This is a genomic window from Brevibacillus humidisoli, from assembly GCF_020923435.1.
In the GTDB taxonomy this organism is placed as follows: Bacteria; Bacillota; Bacilli; order Brevibacillales; family Brevibacillaceae; genus Brevibacillus_E; species Brevibacillus_E humidisoli.
On record NZ_CP087263.1, the window covers coordinates 541,498 to 559,843 of the forward strand.

An 18,346-nucleotide genomic window follows, 5' to 3' on the forward strand; every position below is an offset into this window, starting at 1 on the left:
CAATTACGGAAGTGGATGCCGGAGGTGCAGCATGCAAGAAGTAAAATCGAACGATCCGAATCGCGTCGCAGAACTTTCGCCAGTGAAACGCGCTCTGCTTGAAAAAATGCTGGAGCGACAGCGGCAGCAAAACCCCGCGGGCGAGCAGATTACCGCCCGTCCGCGAGGGGAGAGGATTCCGCTCTCTTTCGCCCAGCAGCGTCTCTGGTTTCTGGACCAGTATGAACCGGACAGCCCGGTTTACAATCTCTGCTACGCTATACGTTTGAAAGGGTGGCTTCGCATCGACATCCTGGAACAGTGTTTCTCAGAGATTGTGAAGCGACATGAGATACTGCGGACCACCTATGCTGCGGTTGAAGGGGAAGCTGTACAAGTGATCCATCCGCCGCAGCCGGTGCGGATTGAGTTGATTTCGCTGGAAGCGCGGTCTGCTGCCGAACAGGAGCGGGAAGTGAGTCGGTTGGTCAAAATGGAAGCAGAACGCTCCTTCCGGCTGACAGACGATCGGATGCTACGGACGACGTTGCTGAGGCTTGGTGAGAGAGAGCACCTGCTGTTGATTACCATCCATCATATTGCGGCAGACGGCTGGTCGCTGGGCGTGTTTATCGAGGAGACCATGAAACTGTATGAAGCTTATTATCATCAACAGCCTTCCCCTCTCCCGCCTATGCCGATCCAGTACGCCGACTTTGCCTGCTGGCAGCGCGAGTGGGCCAATGGACCGGAGTTTGCCAGACAACAAAGCTACTGGAAGCAGAAGCTGTCCGGCAGCCTGCCTATCTTGCAGCTGCCTACGGATCGTCCGCGTCCGCCCGCTCAGACCTACAGGGGTGGCGTCGAGCGCTTTTCCCTCTCGGCCGAACTGACGCAAGCACTGAGGGAGATGGGCAGACAGACCGGGGCGACCTTGTTTATGAGTTTGCTCGCAGCCTTCAAGACCCTGCTGTTCCGCTATACCGGCCAGGAGGATATCCTGGTCGGCTCACCGATTGCCAACCGAAACCGCAGTGAGACGGAAGGCTTGATCGGTTTCTTTGTCAACACCCTGGTCCTGCGCAGTCAACCTGCCGGGACGCTCACCTTTCGCGAGTACCTGGACCAGATTCGTGAAGTGGCGCTGGAGGCATACGCTCATCAGGATGTCCCCTTTGAACAATTGGTTGCCGAGATGCTGCCAAAACGGGATGTAAGATATCCTCCTCTGTTTCAGGTGATGTTTATCCTGCAGAATGCCCCGCGGGAAGAGATGAGGCTTCCCGACCTTCACCTGGAGCATACGATTCTGGACAGCGGCACGTCCAAGTTTGACCTCACCCTCTCGTGTACGGAACAAGCAGACCGGTTGACCGTAGCCATCGAGTACAATACCGATCTGTTTGAACAGCAGACGGTCATTCGCCTGTTCCGCCACTTTGAGACGCTGTTGGCCAGTATTGTCCGCGATCCCATGCAGCCGTTGTCGCAGTTGCAGGTGATGCCGGAAGAGGAGCGGCACCGGCTGCTGGTGGAGTGGAACCAGACCGCGTCTGATGAATCGGGCAGAGAGATGTGTGTGCACCACTTGGTGGAGGCGCAGGTTGCAAAAACGCCCCATGCCATCGCGGCAGCGGATCGGACGCAAGTCCTCACCTATGCAGAACTGGACAGGAGAGCCAATCAATTGGCGCATTACCTGTTGAAGCAGGATGTTGGTCCCGATCGGCTGGTGGGAGTATCTCTGCAGCGTTCTGTTGATATGGTTGTGGCCTTGCTGGGGATTCTCAAGGCGGGAGGTGCTTACGTGCCGATTGATCCCACGTACCCGGCAGATCGCATCTCTTACATGCTGGAGGACAGTGGTGTGACCGTACTGATCACGGAAGCGGAGATTTTCGATACGCTTCCCGCCTCCAAGGGTGTACACCTGATTCGGATCGATGCAGATTGGCCAACGATGGCCAGGGAGAGCGAAAGTCAGCCGAGCGCCGAGGCGAAGCCGGAGCATTTGGCCTACGTCATCTACACATCGGGCTCAACTGGAAAGCCAAAAGGGGTGATGATGCCCCACAGACCCTTAAGCAACCTGCTTGCTTGGCAGGTGAAGTCGTTTTCCGCTCCCGTTGCCGCTCGCACGGCCCAATTCGCTTCACTCAGTTTTGACGTTTCCTTTCAGGAAATTTTCTCTACGCTCAGTTCAGGCGGCAGCCTGTTGGTCTTGGACGAAGAGGATAGGCAAGATCCGCTCAAACTACTCACCTTTATTGCTGAACAGGAGGTAGAAAGGCTGTTTTTGCCGTTTGTGGCCCTGCAGCAACTGGCTCAGGCAGGAAACATGAGCGGGATCATACCCCCACGGCTGCGTGAGTTGATTACGGCTGGAGAGCAGTTGCAGTTGACACGGCAAATCTCCGGATGGTTGCAGAAGTTGAACAACTGCCGCCTGTTTAATCACTACGGACCATCGGAGAGCCACGTCGTCACATCTTATCTTTTGCCTAGCGAACCTGAGAAGTGGCCTGCGCTGCCGCCAATTGGCCGGCCAATCGACAACGTACGGATTTATCTGCTTGATGCTCATCTGCAGCCTGTTCCCATTGGCGTACCAGGAGAACTATATATCGGCGGTGACGCACTGGCGGGCGGCTACTGGAATCGACCCGAGCTGACGGCAGAGAGGTTTATCAATCATACATTTGACGGAGTCGGCAAAGAACGGTTATACCGGACGGGTGACGTGGCCCGCTATTTGACCGATGGGACGATCGAGTACATCGGGCGCAACGATTATCAGGTAAAAGTGCGGGGGTATCGCATCGAATTGGGCGAAGTCGAAGCAGCCTTGCGTGCCCATCCGGACATTCGCGATGCGGTTGTGATTGTCCGCGATGATGTGATCAGTGACAAACGGCTGATCGCTTATTTGGTCGCAGAGGGCAGCGATACTCCTGTCTTGGAGAAGCTGCGCAGCTTCCTGCTGAAGCGACTGCCGGAGTACATGCTCCCTGCAGTTTGTGTCTGGATGGAGTCCCTGCCGCTGACGCCGAATGGCAAGGTAGATCGACGGGCACTGCCGGACCCTGATCCCGCCGTTCGCGACACTGAGCGGGAATACGCAGCGCCATCCACATTCGTGGAAACGATCATCGCCCAGATCTGGGCTGAGGTGCTAAAAGTAGAGCAGATTGGCCTCTACGATCACTTCTTTGAATTGGGTGGTCATTCGCTGTTGGCCACACAAGTGATTTTGCGGATCAATGAACGTTTTGGGATAGAGGTCCCATTGAAAAGCTTGTTTGAGGCACCTACGCTGCAGGCGTTTGCGGAAGAAGTAACCGCTATGCTGGAGGGTCTGGACGCAGAGCAGGTACCGGCGATCAAACCTGTCGCGAAGGAAGGGGAATTGCCGCTATCCTTCGCCCAGGAGCGGGTCTGGTTCTTTGAACAGTACGAAACGGGGACAGCCACCTACAACATCCCGGGTGCCGTTCGTCTGCGTGGTCCGCTTGACGTGAAGGCACTGGAACACAGCTTTGCCGAGATTGTCAAGAGACATGCTTCGCTACGTACGACCTATGTGGCAGCAAACGGCAGCGCGCTACAGGTGATTGCCCCAGATTGCGCGATCCCGCTGCCCATCGTTGACCTGCAGCACGTCCCCCTCCAACAACGAGAAGACGAGTGGCGGCTGCTGGCGCGAAAGGAAGCATCTCTGCCGTTCGATCTGTCAACCGGGCCGATGCTGCGAACCACGCTGGTCAAACTGAATCAGGAAGAGCACGTCTTGCTGATCACGCTGCATCATATCAGCGCGGATGGTTGGTCAGTCGGTGTCCTGATCAGCGAATTGACCCAATTGTACAATGCGTTTGTCAGCGGGTCCTCTTCGCCGCTGCCCGATTTGCCGCTGCAATATGTGGACTACGCCTGCTGGCAGCGGCAGTGGCTGCAAGGATACAGACTGGAAAAACAGCTTGCCTACTGGAAGCGACAATTGGATGGAGAACTGCCGGTTCTACAGCTTCCGACCGACCGCCCACGGCTGGCAGCGCAGACGTATCGAGGGGCGTCTCACCGCTTCATCCTGTCTAGACAATTGACCGGTGCGCTGAAACAGTTGTGCGCCCAGACAGGGACGACGTTGTACATGGTCTTGTTGGCGGCCTTTAAGACACTGCTGCACCGCTACAGCGGGCAGGACGATATTGTCGTGGGTTCTGCCGTCGCCAATCGCAATCGGCGCGAATGGGAAGGGCTGATCGGATTTTTTGTCAATACGCTGGTGATGCGAAGTTTCCCTGACTCCAGCCAGACATTCCGCGCGTACCTGGAACAGGTGCGGCAAACGTCGCTGGACGCCTTTGCCCACCAGGATGTACCGTTTGAGCGGTTGGTGGCTGAGTTCTCCTCCCATCGCAGCCGAAGCAGTTCGGCTCTGTTCCAGGTGATGTTTGTTCTGCAAAACGCGCCTGCAGAAAGCCCGAGTCTGTCTGGATTGACGCTGGAACCGCTTGAAGTGGACAGCGGAACGGCAAAATTTGATCTAACCCTGTCGATGCGAGAAGCAACTGATCAACTTCACGGTTATCTGGAGTACAATGCTGACTTGTTTGACGCCAGCACTGTCGAGCGGATGGTGCATCACTTTGAAAACCTGCTGCAGGGGGTTGCCGCCAACCCGGAACAGCCGCTTGGCAAGCTGCCGCTGTTGACAGCGGAAGAACGTGAACAGCTGCTGGTAGGCTGGAACAAGACCAGCACGGATTACCCTCGTGATGCCAGCATCGATCGGTTGTTTGCCGAACAGGCTGCGCGGACTCCTGATGCCGTCGCTCTGATATGCGGGACGGAGCAGATGACGTATCAACAGCTGGATCAGCGGGCTAATCAACTAGCTCATTATTTGCAAAAGCAAGGGCTAAAGCAGGGAGAACTGGTTGGTGTCTGCCTGCATCGTTCCCTGGAGTTGATCGTTTCGCTCGTGGCCATTCTAAAAGCGGGCGGGGCATTTCTGCCGCTCGACCCGGCTTACCCCAGGGAGCGGCTGGCCTATATGCTGGAGGATGCGCGGGCGACCATTCTGCTGACGGATCACAAGACGGCGGAAGTACTGCCGGAACATGGCTTGAGTCAGGTGATGCTCGACCGAGACAGGGATCGCATCGCGGCCGAAAGCACGGATCACACGGCTATGCAAACATCGGCAGACGATCTTGCGTACGTAATGTACACGTCCGGCTCCACCGGAAGGCCAAAAGGGGTGTGTGTTCCCCATCGCGGGGTGGTCCGCCTGGTCAAAGGAAATCACTACGCTTCTTTCTCGACAGAAGATGTCTTTCTGCAGTTCTCCCCTGTCTCGTTTGACGCTTCCACATTTGAGATCTGGGGCAGTCTGCTAAACGGGGCGCGGCTGGTGCTCTATCCGGACAGCAAAGCGTCACTGGCAGAGCTGGGGAGTGTACTGCGCCAGTATCAGGTGACTACCTTGTGGCTGACCGCTGGCTTGTTCCATCAAATGGTGGAGCAGCGTCTGGAAGATTTGTCATCGGTTAAACAGCTGCTCGCTGGCGGTGATGTTCTCTCTCTGTCGCATGTGCGAAAGGTGCGGGAGGCGTTGCCTGACACTCTGCTGATCAACGGATACGGTCCGACAGAGGGCACCACCTTTACCTGCTGCTACCCAGTACAGGATGTAGGGGAGCTGCAAGGATCGGTGCCGATTGGCAGACCCATCGCCAATACGCAAGTCTATATTCTCGATCGGCACATGCAGCCGGTGCCGGTTGGCGTGGCCGGAGAGCTCTACATCGGCGGAGATGGATTGGCTGATGGCTACCTGAACCAGCCGGAGTTGACCCGCGAACGGTTTGTTTCTCATCCTTTTTCGGGCAATCCCCTGGAGCGGTTATACAAGACCGGAGACCTGGTGCGCTATCGTGCGGACGGCAACATCGAGTTTCTCGGTCGCATCGACAACCAGGTGAAAATCCGCGGGTTCCGCATTGAATTGGGTGAGTTGGAAGCGGTGTTGGATCAACATCCCGATGTACAGGGCAGTGTTGTGCGAGTCTGGCAGAGAGAAAACGGCGACAAGCGGCTGGTTGCCTACCTCGCCGTTGTACGACAGCAGAAACCGACGACAGCAGAATTACGTTCCTTTTTGCAGGAGCGCATCCCTGAATACATGATCCCGTCCCTGTTTATTCTGTTGGACCGCTTTCCGCTGACGGCAAATGGAAAAGTGGATCGCCAAGCGCTGCCGGCGCCCGAGGAGGCAGCGATCAAGCAGGAACGGGTAGTCGCAGCGGCGGGTACACCGGTGGAACAAGCGCTGGTCGAGATTTGGTCGGAGATGCTAGGCCTAAGCCCGATCGGCATCAACGACAACTTCTTTGAACTGGGCGGCCACTCCTTGCTGGCGATGCAGGTGGTCTCCCGGGTTGCTGCCCAATTCAACGTAAACCTGCCGTTAAAAGCATTTTTTGAGCAGCCGACGATCGCCGAACTGGCTGCCCTGATCGAGGAGCGGATGGGGACGGGACAGCTCCAGACAGCCGTTCGGCTTGAGGCGGCTGGCCAAGAACTGGCTCCGTTGTCCTTTGCGCAGGAGCGGGTCTGGTTTTTCGAACAGATGGAACCGGGTACGACGATGTACCATGTTCCCGGGGCGATCCGCCTGCACGGGAAGCTGTCCGTGTCGGCACTGGAGCTGGCTTTCCAGGAGATCGTCCGACGACACGAATCGCTGCGCACCAGTTTTGTGGAAGTAGACGGTCAACCGATGCAAAAGATTCATCCGGCAAGCTCTGTTTCCGTCCCTGTTCTTGATTTGCGGGATCATCCCGCTGCCCGGCGACATGCGGAAGCGGAGCGAATCATGCGGGAAGAAGCGAGTCGACCGTTTGATCTGTACAATGGACCGTTGATCCGGTTTTACCTGCTGCGGTTGGACGAAACAGAACACCTGCTGCTGTGCAACATGCATCACATCATTTCGGACGGTTGGTCATTCGGCGTCTTGTTCCGGGAATTCGGCTTATTGTATCAGAGCTATGCGGCAGCAAACACCCCATCACTTCCAGCACTGCCCCTGCAATACGCCGATTACACCCAGTGGCAAAAGGAATGGTTCCAAAGTGAGGACGCAGACGCTCAACTTCGCTACTGGACCCGACAGCTCGGCGGACAGCTGCCGGTCCTGCAGCTGCCGACAGATCGGCCCCGTCCTGCAGTGCAAACGTACCGTGGTGCGGCGGAGTCGTTCACGCTGTCCGCGGAACTGACGGAAGCGTTGAAACAGCTAGGACAACGGGAAGGTGCTACGCTGTTTATGACCTTGTTGGCTGCATTTAAGACGCTGCTCTACCGCTATACAGGCCAGCGTGATCTGCTGGTGGGGACACCGATAGCCAACCGGGCCAATGATCAACTGGAACAATTGATCGGATTCTTTGTCAATACGCTGGTCTTGCGGACCAGGCTGGAAGAGAGCTTGACCTTCAGGGAATGGCTGGGCAGGGTGAAAACAACGGCACTGGACGCTTTCGCCCATCAAGATATGCCGTTTGAAAAGCTGGTGGAGCAGTTAAACCCGGTGCGGACGCTAAGCCACTCACCGCTGTTTCAAGTGATGTTCGTGCTGCAGAACTCTCCCAAAGGGGAGGTGGTGCTGTCAGATGTCACCTTCCGTCCGCTGCAGGTAGAGACGACGGTCAGCAAGTTTGACCTTACCTTGTTTATGGAAGAGTCTGGACAGGGGATGCGCGGGTGGTTTGAGTATAATACCGATCTCTTTGAAGCAGCCACCATACAACGGATGATCGGCCATTTGCAGACACTGCTGGAAGCGATCGTGCGGCAGCCGGAATGCAGCCTGTCTCATCTGCCGCTACTCACAGACGCGGAACAGCATCAATTGCTGGTGGAATGGAACGACACAGCAGCGGAGTACCCAGCCGACAAGGCATTTCACCAACTGTTCGAGCAGCAGGTAAAACGAACGCCTGACGCACCGGCAGCTGTCTTTGGCGATCAGCAGTTGACGTATCGTGAGTTGAATCAGCGGGCCAACCAATTGGCAGCGTACTTGCAGTCAATGGGGGCAGGACCGGAAAAACTGGTTGGCGTCTGCATGGAACGCTCTTTGGAACTGCTCGTGGCGGTCTTGGGCATCTTTAAGGCCGGCGGTGCCTACGTCCCCATCGATCCCGCCTATCCAGCAGAGCGAATCGCCTTCATCCTCAGTGATGCCGCCCCAGTGCTTTTGGTCACCCAGGAGCGGCTGCGCAGCCGACTGCCCCAGACAACAACCAAACAGATCAGTCTGGATGCCGAGTGGAGCCGTATCCAGCACCAGCCTGATCACAGCTTGGATCTGCCGACCTCACCGGAACAGCTTGCCTATGTGATCTACACCTCCGGGTCTACGGGAACACCAAAAGGAGTTATGATCGTTCAGCGTGGGCTGGTCAACTACCTCCACTGGTGTCAAAAAGCGTACCCCGTAGCAGCAGGAGAGGGTGCTCCCGTCCATTCGTCGGTGGCCTTCGACTTAACCATTACCAGTATGTTCGTTCCGCTTCTGGCCGGAAAAAAGGTGGTATTTTTGCCCGAAGAGGCCAGGGTAGATGAACTAGGCCGTCTGTTGAAAGAGTCTGGCCCCTTCAGCCTGGTAAAAATAACGCCTGCTCACCTCGAAGTACTGAATCAGCAGTTGGCGCCTGGGGAGCTGGCGAGATGCAGCAAATCACTTGTGATCGGGGGAGAGGCACTGTCGCCGGAAACGGTGTCGTACTGGCGTCAGCATGCGCCTGACACCTTGCTCTTCAACGAATACGGTCCGACGGAAACGGTCGTGGGCTGCATTGTGCATCAGGTTTCGGCACAATCGGAATATGGCGAGACCGTGCCGATCGGCAGGCCGATTGCCAACACGCGAATCTACCTGTTGGATGCCAATCGGCAGCCGGTCCCGATCGGGGTGCCAGGCGAGATCTGCATCGGCGGGGCGGGGGTTGCCCGCGGGTACCTGAACCGCCCGGAATTGACCAAGGACCGGTTTATCGAAGATCCGTTCCGAGCCGGCACAGGTGAGCGGCTCTACCGGACCGGTGACCTGGCCCGTTATCTGCCGGACGGCACCATCGATTATCTGGGACGCATCGATTTCCAAGTAAAAATACGCGGCTACCGAATCGAATTGGGCGAGATTGAAGCAGTTCTGCGCTTGCATCCAGCCGTTGAGGAGTGCGTCGTGTCGGTCAGAGAAGTACAGCCTGGCGACAAGCGTCTCATCGCCTACGTGGTCGCAGCTTCTCCCATCAACTCAGCGTATGAGGCACTGCGGGAGTACCTGCGGCAAAAGGTACCGACGTACATGATGCCAACTGACTTTGTCTTCGTGGATGGACTGCCGCTCACGTCGAACGGAAAAGTGGATCGCGATGCGCTCCCCACTCCTAATCGAACCAGAGCGCAGCGGCAGAAAGAGTACATCGCTCCGCGAGATGAATGGGAAGCGAAGCTAGTTGCCCTCTGGGAAGAACTGCTGCTCGTCCACCCGATCAGCGTCAAGGACGACTTTTTCCAACTGGGCGGTCACTCCCTGCTTGCGGTACGGATGTTTGCCCGGATCAAGGAACAGTTCCAGCAGAGTTTGCCGCTGTCTACGCTGTTTCATGAACCGACGATCGCCCATTTGGCTGCCGTACTGCGTCAGCGAAACAAGCAGCATAGCTCGTCGCTGATCCCGATTCAAGCTCGCGGATCCAATCAGCCTCTGTTCTTTGTCCACCCGATTGGCGGCAGTGTCTTCTGCTATCAGCGACTGTCGGCACTGCTGGGGGCGGATCAGCCGTTTTACGGTCTGCAGGCACAAGGGCTGGCCGATGGTCGGAGACCCCGCCACAGCGTACTGGAGATGGCGAGCAGCTATATCGAGCAGCTCCGAGGTGTCCAGCAGAGCGGACCGTATGTGCTGGGTGGTTGGTCGTTCGGCGGGGTGGTCGCCTATGAGATGGCGCTCCAGCTGCAGGCAGCGGGCGAAGAAGTAGCCGGGCTGTTTTTGATCGACAGTTTTCCCGATGCTTACCGTGATACAGAAGAGATGGATGACCTTACCTTGCTGGCCATGTTTGCAAAAAATTTGCTCAGCAGTGACAACAATGAGATTCCCGACTGGTTTGAATCCTTGCACCAGCTTCCGCTGGAGCGTGCGCTCCGGCAGCTGCTGGATACCCTGACGGCCCAGCAGTTGGTGCAAATGTCGTTTACCGAATTCAGCGAGTTGTTTTACGTCTTCCGTGCCAACCTGTTTGCCTATCGCAGCTATCTGCCGAAACCGTCCGGCCTGCCGCTTGTCCTGTTTACGGCTAGCGATCGTGCTGCACAGAGCCTTGCTGCGCAGAGAGGTCCGACAAACGGGTGGGAGAACGTGACAGACGGTGTGATTGAGCTTCATCAGCTTCCCGGCAATCACTTCACCATCCTGGAATCGCCCGGTGTGGAGCGACTGGCAGAGACGCTCGCGGCGAAGCTGCGTGAGATCGCTGAGCACTTCTGGTTGTCCAACAAAGGATGAACCGCTTCCGGTACTCATTTGCAAAATCGTCAAGGAGGTAGAGTACACATGACCAGGCAAGAAGTAACAGGGCAAGCAACAGATACCGTTGCGCTTACCGGTAGAATTAGCTCGGCGCCAACCAAGCTGCTGCACGATGAAATCCTTGAACCCCAGTTCCGCTTTGAATTGGAGCATCTACTTCCTTCCTATATCCTCATCGAAAAAGTGATGCTGCTGGAGTACGTCAGGATGGGGCTGATCCCTCAGCGTACCGTCGCAGAGATGGGGGCGATACTGGAGTTGATTACGCCTGAATCGCTCACAGCTGACCCTAAGCAAAACATGTCGGACATCGCTTTTGCGATCGAACGGTTTGTCGAGAACAGAATCACGGATCTCCCGCCCGTCTGGCATGCCGACCGCAGTCGAAACGACTTTCAGGCATGCGCTCAGTTGATGTTTGCTCGCCAACAGCTGATCCATCTCGTGAAGGAGTTTTTTATCCTATCGTCAGTTGTGAAGCAATTGGCAGAACGCACGCTCTCCCTGCCGATGCCGGGTTATACCCACTATCAATCGGCTCAGATCGTGACACCCGGCTTTTACTTTACCGCACTAAATGAACAGCTACTCTCCCTGTTGGAACGGCTGCTCTTCGTCTACGACGGCATTGACAAATGTCCGTTTGGGGCCGGTGCAATGGCCGGGATGGAACTGCCGTGGGACCGGGAGCACATCGCAGCGCTGCTCGGATTCTCGGCCAGTCAGGCACACGCGTTGGTATCGGTCGCTTCACGGGAGTGGGTGCTCAGGATTGCCGCCGAATTGTCCAATGGGAGCGTGACGATCAGCCGTTTTGTGACAGACCTGATCTACTGGGGCAGCAGTGAATGCGGTTTTATCGATCTGCCCGATTCCTTGTCAGGTATCTCTTCGGCCATGCCGCAAAAAAAGAACTTTCCGGTATTGGAGCGGATCAGGGGCAAGGCAGCCCATCTGACTGCTTACTATATGGATTTTTCACTGGGGCAGCGGAACACCGCCTACACCAACCTGGTGGAGACATCGAAAGAGAGCGGCAGACATCTGCTCGACATGTTTACCCAGATGAATGCGATCGTCAAACTGCTGCGTGCTGTGCTGGAGCATCTGCAGTTTGAGGAAGAACGGATGCGCGACGTCTGCCGACGAGGCTACTTTGGCGGTTTTTCATTGGCCAATCTGCTCTCGCTGCACAACCAGATTCCCTATCGCTCGGCACAGGTGATAGCCGGCCGCTACATCGTGCAGGCTCTGGAGCAAAAGCTGGACCCGACCGCCGTCAAGTACTCGCTGCTGCAGGAGATTTGCCAGCAGCAGGGCTTTCCGTTAACCCTGCCTGAAGAGATGTTGTACCGCGTTTTTGATGTCGAGGAGAGCTTGCACATGAAGCAGACAAAAGGCTCGACCAACCCGGAAGCAGTAGATTCTCTGCTGCAGCAACAGCAGGAATGGGCGGTCGGTCTGCATCAAGCATGGCAAACACGTGAGAGAAGGGTGACCGACAGTTATGCCGAAATCGATGCCTTGCTACTCAAGGGGAGGAGGTAATGCGTCCCGATGAATTATCCTGCACAAGGCCAATATGCTGGCAGATCGTCACTGGACGTAAAGGCGATGGGAAAGGGGAGCGCATGCGGTACGTTTGGCGAGTTGCTGCAAGGCGCACTGGAGGAGGAAGACTCTGACTTTCTGGTTACCTTTCCGATTGATCGGCAGGCCCATGCCACCTTTATTTCTGATCCGGCACGCGATGAGCTCATTGTCGAACCGCCGCAAAAACAGAAGTCGCGCCGGTTGGCTGAGATGATCCTGCGTTTCTTTTCGCTTCCTCTGGGCGGCGTGCTGCGACTGACCGCTGACATTCCGGTCGGCAAAGGATTGGCCAGCTCATCAGCCGACCTGGTTGCTACTGCACGGGCGATTGAGGATTGTTTCTCGCTCCAGTTGCCGGTTCCACTGTTGGAAACCTTTATGAGACAGATCGAACCATCTGATGGTGTGATGTACCCTGGTGTGGTCTCGTTTTTTCACCGCAGGGTACAGCTCCGCGAGTTGATCGGACCGCTGGCTCCCTTGACAGTGGTCAGCATCGACGAAGGTGGCGAGGTGGATACGATTGAGTTTAACCGCTTGCCCAAGCAATATACGACAGCGGATAGGCAGGAATACCAGCAGCTGCTGGATGCGATGACGACAGCGATCCGTCAAAACGACCTCGCTACGATCGGCAAAATCTCCACCCGCAGCGCAATTCTCAACCAGAAGCTGCGTCCCAAGCGAACACTGGATCAATTGCTTGCCATCTGCGAAGAGGTGGAAGGATTAGGGGTCTCTGTCGCACACAGCGGGACTTGCCTGGGGATTTTGCTGTCCCCGCAGCATGTCCGCTACCAGGAACAACTGACAGCGGCCAGCTTGCATCTTCAGCAATTGGCCGATCAGGTTGTCATCTACCACTCATCGACCTGAATAGAGAAAGGAGCGGCGAACATGCTTCGATCGACGATGATTGATGCGATAGGGCAAACACCATTGGTGAAACTGCGTTTGGACGATAAGGCGGTCGGTTCGGTCTACGCCAAACTGGAAATGATGAATCCGTTTGGGATGAAGGACCGGGCCGCCAAGCAAATCATACTGGAAGCGAAGCGCAGCGGTGTACTGGCCGACGGGGCGCCGATCATGGAAAGCTCCTCCGGCACCATGGCGATGGGAGTGGCATTGGTTGGAACCTATCTCGGGCATGAGGTGCATATCGTGACAGACCCGCGGATCGACCGGCTTACCCTGCGGAAGCTGGAATCGCTCGGCTGTCGGATCCACATCGTAGAACGGATGAGCAGTCAAGGGTGGCAAAGCGCTCGTCTGGAGCGGCTGCAGGAGCTACTCAAAGAGTATCCTGGAGCATTTTGGCCGCGACAGTACGACAACCCCCATAATCCGCTGGCCTATGCCCAACTGGCGGACGAATTGCTGGCGGATCTCGGCAGGGTTGATGTGCTGGTTGCTTCCGTCGGCAGTGGCGGCTCTTTGTGTGGGACGGCTCGTCATCTGCTGCGAACCAATCCCGAGCTGCGCGTAGTCGCCGTGGATTCCGTAGGAAGCGTGATCTTTGATCAACCGGACATCCCGGGCCGGCTGCAGAGCGGTCTGGGGAACAGTCTGGTCGCGCCTAATGTAGACCATGCCCTGGTGGACGAAGTTCACTGGCTTAACGACCACGAGGCGTTTTCCGCCACGTTGGATTTGGCCAGACATGAAAAAGTGTTTGCCGGAAACAGTTCCGGTTCGGTCTATGCCGTCGCCCGCTGGATCAGTCGTCACGTGCAGCCGGAGACCAATATCGTCGGGATTTTTCCCGACCGCGGCGACCGCTACGTGTACACCTTTTACGACGAAGCGTACCGGCGGGAGAAACAGATCAATATTTCCGAAACGACCAACGAACCGACCAAAGTACCGTATCAGACAGTGGTTTCTTCCTGGTCGTACGCGACGGTAAAAAAGGGGGAAAGACATGAACAGGCTGCTGCTCTTCGTTGAATCCAACACGACGGGAACAGGTATGCTGGCGTTGAAGAAGGCGCAAGCATACGGGGTTACCCCCGTGTTTCTGACCAACAAACCGGAACGCTATCTGGGGCTTGCGGAGACGGGATGCCAGGTACTGATGTGTGACACCAACTCTCTGGAGGAACTGCGGCAAACGATCGAGACCAGACTGGCTGTCAACCAGTTGTGCGGGATCATGACAACCAGCGAGTTTTACCTGGTTACGACAGCCAAACTGGCGGAGCTCTACGGTTTGCCCGGCAATCCGCCGGAGGCGATGGAAATCTGCCGGAACAAGGCAAAAACCAGACAGCGCCTGTCCGAAGAGGGAGTGGAACAGCCGCGCTTTGCAATTGTACAGGATCCGGCACAGATCCCTGCGGCGATGGCGGCGGTCGGTCTGCCTTGTGTGGTGAAACCAGTCGATGACAGCGGCTCCAATGATGTGAAGCTGTGCCATACGGTTGAGCAAATCGAGCAGCAGTTGGCCGTTATTCTGGCAGAGAAGCTGAATACACGCGGCCAGCAGCGGGAGCGCGCGATTCTGATCGAGGAGTATCTGGACGATCCGGAGTTTAGTGTGGAAATGTTTACATATGCGGGGCAAACGATCAGCATCGGGATTACGCAAAAGCAGATCAGCGGCACTCCTTTTTTTGTCGAGCATCAGCACATCTTCCCAGCCCAGCTCTCCACTGAGACCGCTGAGCAGATCAAAGATACGGTGCTGAGGGCCTTGACTGCCGTCGGGATACAGAACGGGGCCACCCATACCGAGGTAAAAGTGACCTCAAAAGGCTGCGCGATCATCGAGATCAACGCCAGGCTTGCCGGCGGGATGATCCCTGAGCTGATCCATCAAGCTACAGGAATTGACCTGCTGGAGCAGCAGATAAAAGCAGCGATGGGTGAGTGCACCATCCACAAGCAGGAAGTTGCGTCCAAGGAGTATGCCGGGATACACTTTTTTCTTTCCGAGCAAGAGGGGACGTTTCAGAGAGCAGAAGGCATCGAGCGAGTACGCAACATGCCTGGCATCCACAATGTCACGATTACCGCCAGAGAAGGCGGGCAGGTACACGTCGCCCAAAACGCCTACCATCGTTTAGGTTATGTGATCGCCTCTGGGACCACCTATACGGAGACGGAAAAGCGTCTAACCGAAGCAGTCAGACAGATTGCGCTTGTGCTGGAGGAGCGGCAGGAAGCTGTCCCGCTGCTGCAACCCGCACCTGGTTGAAACAAGCGTTGCGGTTGTCGGGAGCGAGCGGTTGGATTCGTTGCAACCCGTAGGCCCCGATGCAACCGGTTTGCTGCGATACAACCCCTTTTCTCCGATGCCTGGAAAACACAACTCCGCCATAAAAAGCCAAGCAAAAAGAGAAAGGATTCCCTTACCATCAGGAGTAACAGGGCAGCAGTACATGGTGCGACTGCCCGACTTTTGCAAAGGGGCGAGGGAATTCGATGAAAACAGATGACCTGATTTCTGCCGCCGGGTCTGGTTTGTTGGCGGTCGCCTATCCCATCCGCAAACGGTTGAGATGGGCTTTTTTTGCCTTGTTGCTGGGCGTGTTGGTTGCGGGCTTTTGGAATTATCACCTGGTGGACGGATTTGGCCGGGAGATCGTCGCCGGCAAGTTGATCGGCGACACCCAAGCGCTTGCCGGTACATCTGGCGAAAACGGTTGGGGGGTTGGTTTTTTATTTGCCGCAGTAGCTGGTCTGGCGGCCACGTTTACGGCCTGTAACTGTGTTGTTTTCGCGATGTTGCCGGGACTTACCTGTTCGGCGGAAGGAGCATCACAGCGAACCCATGTGCTGCGAGCCTTAGGGATATTCACAGCAGCGGTGGTCGCAGTAAATGTGGCCTATGGATGGTATGTCGGCTCGTTGGGGCCGGAAGCGATTCAGGCGTACAACGAACGATCGATGCGGCTGCTGCAGGCCCAGGTCACCTTTAGCATGCTCGGCTTGATCCTGCTGGCATGGGGAATCATTTCTTTTGGCTTCGCCGATCGGCTGATTTCCAGGCTGTCCATGAAGACGAGGCTGTTTTTCTCATCAACGTTGACAAGGGCAGGACTGATGGGCATTCTCGTCGGATTTTTTTCGGTAGGCAGACCGTTCCCCGTCTTCCGCGATTTCCTCACGTATGCAGCCAGCATCAACAACCCGCTGTACGGCGGAGCGGCAATGGCCATCCAGGGATTGGGCCAAATTGCGGTCATGGTCGCGCTGTTCCTGCTGCTCTTTTGGCTGTTCGGCAAGCGAATCGCGCGCTGGGTCTCAGAGAAGCCGCAGCAGATGGAACTGCTCAGTGCCTTCGCTCTGATGGCAGGGGGAGCTTACTTTGTCTACTACTGGGGCTTGGCGTTTGCCTTTGACATTGGCCGCTGGGGCTTCAAGCTGCAGTGGTACGGTTGATGGAGCCGCAGACTGTATGTACCGAGGAAATTGCCAAGAGTTGTGGACGTCCTAAATCAGATTTGGAAACACAAACGGCCGTCTAGTTTTATGGCAGAAGTGTCGGTAAGTTGCAGAGCCGAAGAATGATCTGCACGATGAGCCAAGCGTCTTTCTTGAGAACTGACGCTGGCTATTTTTATTTCTGTCAACTTGTCATAATTGATACTTATCGTAATAACAGGAAAAGCATGCCGCACTTTTGCAGTGTATTCCCTCGTATATGGTAAGATTAAGTAAAGAGAATAGAAATGATAGGTAACATGGCAGTCAGTAAATCAATCGTTGTACGAATCAATCGTGAGATAGGAGTGTCTACATGCTTGTATTTAATTTATTTCTTGTAGCTTTGCTAATTATCGCCACAGCCTTTTTCGTTGCTGCTGAGTTTGCTATCGTCCGACTCCGATCCAGTAGGGTTGATCAAATGGTGATAGAAGGGAAAAAAAATGCACAGGCTGTCCAGCGGGTAACAAGCAACTTGGATGGTTATCTGTCAGCCTGTCAGTTAGGCATTACTATTACGGCTTTGGGTCTAGGTTGGCTCGGAGAACCCACAGTTGAACGTATTCTGGAACCAGTTTTTGAACATTACGGTCTTCCCGCTGGAATCAGTGCTGTATTATCCTTTGTGATCGCTTTTGCCACCATCACGTTTCTTCATGTGGTTCTAGGTGAGCTTGCACCTAAGACAGTTGCTATACAGAAAGCTGAATTCGTCAGTTTGCTTACGGCAAAGCCGTTGATTTTTTTCTATAAAGTGATGTACCCCTTTATTTGGAGTTTAAATGGTTCCGCTAACTGGTTTGTACGCCTCTTTGGTATAAAGCCGGCAAAAGAACATGAAGAAGCACACTCTGAAGAAGAATTGCGCATTATTTTAACGGAGAGTTATAAAAGCGGCAAAATCAATCAATCGGAGTACAGCTACGTTAACAGGATTTTTACGTTCGATGAAAGACTTGCCCGAGAAATTATGGTTCCCAGAACAGACATGGTATGTATCGATCTTCACGATGACAGGAAGCAGGTTATTAAAATGATGAAAACAGAACAGTACACCCGTTTTCCTGTCATGGATGGGGACAAGGATCAGATTAAAGGGTTCATAAACACGAAACAGTTTTTTATGCAGATAAGTGAAGATCCAGATTTGGACCTCTCGACGTTTATCCAGCCCGTGCTTACGATCTCAGAGGCGATACCCATAAAAAATCTGCTCCGCAAAATGCAGCAGCAGCATGTCCATATGGCTATACTGGTCGACGAATATGGAGGAACATCGGGGTTGATAACGATCGAGGATATATTAGAGGAGATCGTTGGCGAGATTAGAGACGAGTTTGATAAAGAGGAACCTCTGGAGATTGAGATGATTGGTGAGGATCACATCATGGTTGACGGTAAGGTATCATTGGATACCATAAGCAATATGTTGCATGTAGAACTGGAAAATGAGAACTTCGATACGATAGGAGGATGGCTCTATGCTGTAAATCCGACATTAAAGAAAAATGTGGCATGGCAGTACGGAACCCTGCATTTTACGATAAGGGAGAAGGATCGCCATCGCATTCGGAAGGTAGAGATTTCAAAGGTGAAAGAGCCATCCAAAAATGATGGCAAAGAAGAAGAGTAATATTCATTACATACTTGTTTACTTCAGCAGGCTTCGGGGGAAAGAAGCCTGCTTTTCCTTTCGGTCAACCCGATAGCAAAACGTTGTAAATCGATCGTATGTGC

Annotated in this window: 7 protein-coding genes; all 7 read left to right on the plus strand. The window is 55.0% G+C overall.

The window, feature by feature from the left end:
* The first annotated feature begins 31 nt into the window (after positions 1–31).
* The 7 genes from LOK74_RS02680 to LOK74_RS02710 all read left to right on the plus strand — a co-directional run bounded on the left by LOK74_RS02680 (position 32) and on the right by LOK74_RS02710 (position 18,242).
* Positions 32–10,561: a non-ribosomal peptide synthetase gene (locus LOK74_RS02680; RefSeq protein ID WP_230045088.1), complete on the plus strand. Its 10,530-nt coding sequence runs from the start codon at positions 32–34 to the stop codon at positions 10,559–10,561.
* Positions 10,562–10,609: 48 nt separating this feature from the next.
* Positions 10,610–12,133, plus strand: coding sequence for an argininosuccinate lyase (locus tag LOK74_RS02685; RefSeq protein WP_230045089.1), 1,524 nt, complete (start codon positions 10,610–10,612; stop codon positions 12,131–12,133).
* Between the two features lie 9 nt (positions 12,134–12,142).
* A complete protein-coding gene (locus tag LOK74_RS02690) occupies positions 12,143–13,054 on the plus strand; it encodes a GHMP family kinase ATP-binding protein (RefSeq protein ID WP_230045090.1) in 912 nt (303 codons plus the stop codon).
* Positions 13,055–13,075: 21 nt separating this feature from the next.
* Positions 13,076–14,128 carry a cysteine synthase family protein gene (locus LOK74_RS02695; RefSeq protein WP_230045091.1) on the plus strand — a complete coding sequence of 351 codons (1,053 nt, stop codon included), beginning with the start codon at positions 13,076–13,078 and terminating at the stop codon, positions 14,126–14,128.
* On the plus strand, positions 14,103–15,377 hold the full coding sequence (locus LOK74_RS02700; RefSeq protein ID WP_230045092.1) for an ATP-grasp domain-containing protein: 1,275 nt from the start codon (positions 14,103–14,105) through the stop codon (positions 15,375–15,377). The genes LOK74_RS02695 and LOK74_RS02700 overlap by 26 nt, the downstream gene beginning before the upstream one ends.
* 227 nt (positions 15,378–15,604) lie before the next feature.
* Positions 15,605–16,564, plus strand: coding sequence for a cytochrome c biogenesis protein CcdA (locus LOK74_RS02705; RefSeq protein ID WP_230045093.1), 960 nt, complete (start codon positions 15,605–15,607; stop codon positions 16,562–16,564).
* A gap of 358 nt (positions 16,565–16,922) precedes the next feature.
* Positions 16,923–18,242, plus strand: coding sequence for a hemolysin family protein (locus LOK74_RS02710; RefSeq protein WP_230045094.1), 1,320 nt, complete (start codon positions 16,923–16,925; stop codon positions 18,240–18,242).
* Positions 18,243–18,346: the final 104 nt, after the last annotated feature.

What these genes read in the sequence shown, in the direction of transcription:
- LOK74_RS02680 (WP_230045088.1), top strand. Translation starts at nt 32, where the DNA reads ATGCAAGAAGTAAAATCGAACGATCCGAATCGCGTCGCAGAACTTTCG.
- LOK74_RS02685 (WP_230045089.1), top strand. Translation starts at nt 10,610, where the DNA reads ATGACCAGGCAAGAAGTAACAGGGCAAGCAACAGATACCGTTGCGCTT.
- LOK74_RS02690 (WP_230045090.1), top strand. Translation starts at nt 12,143, where the DNA reads ATGAATTATCCTGCACAAGGCCAATATGCTGGCAGATCGTCACTGGAC.
- LOK74_RS02695 (WP_230045091.1), top strand. Translation starts at nt 13,076, where the DNA reads ATGCTTCGATCGACGATGATTGATGCGATAGGGCAAACACCATTGGTG.
- LOK74_RS02700 (WP_230045092.1), top strand. Translation starts at nt 14,103, where the DNA reads ATGAACAGGCTGCTGCTCTTCGTTGAATCCAACACGACGGGAACAGGT.
- LOK74_RS02705 (WP_230045093.1), top strand. Translation starts at nt 15,605, where the DNA reads ATGAAAACAGATGACCTGATTTCTGCCGCCGGGTCTGGTTTGTTGGCG.
- LOK74_RS02710 (WP_230045094.1), top strand. Translation starts at nt 16,923, where the DNA reads ATGCTTGTATTTAATTTATTTCTTGTAGCTTTGCTAATTATCGCCACA.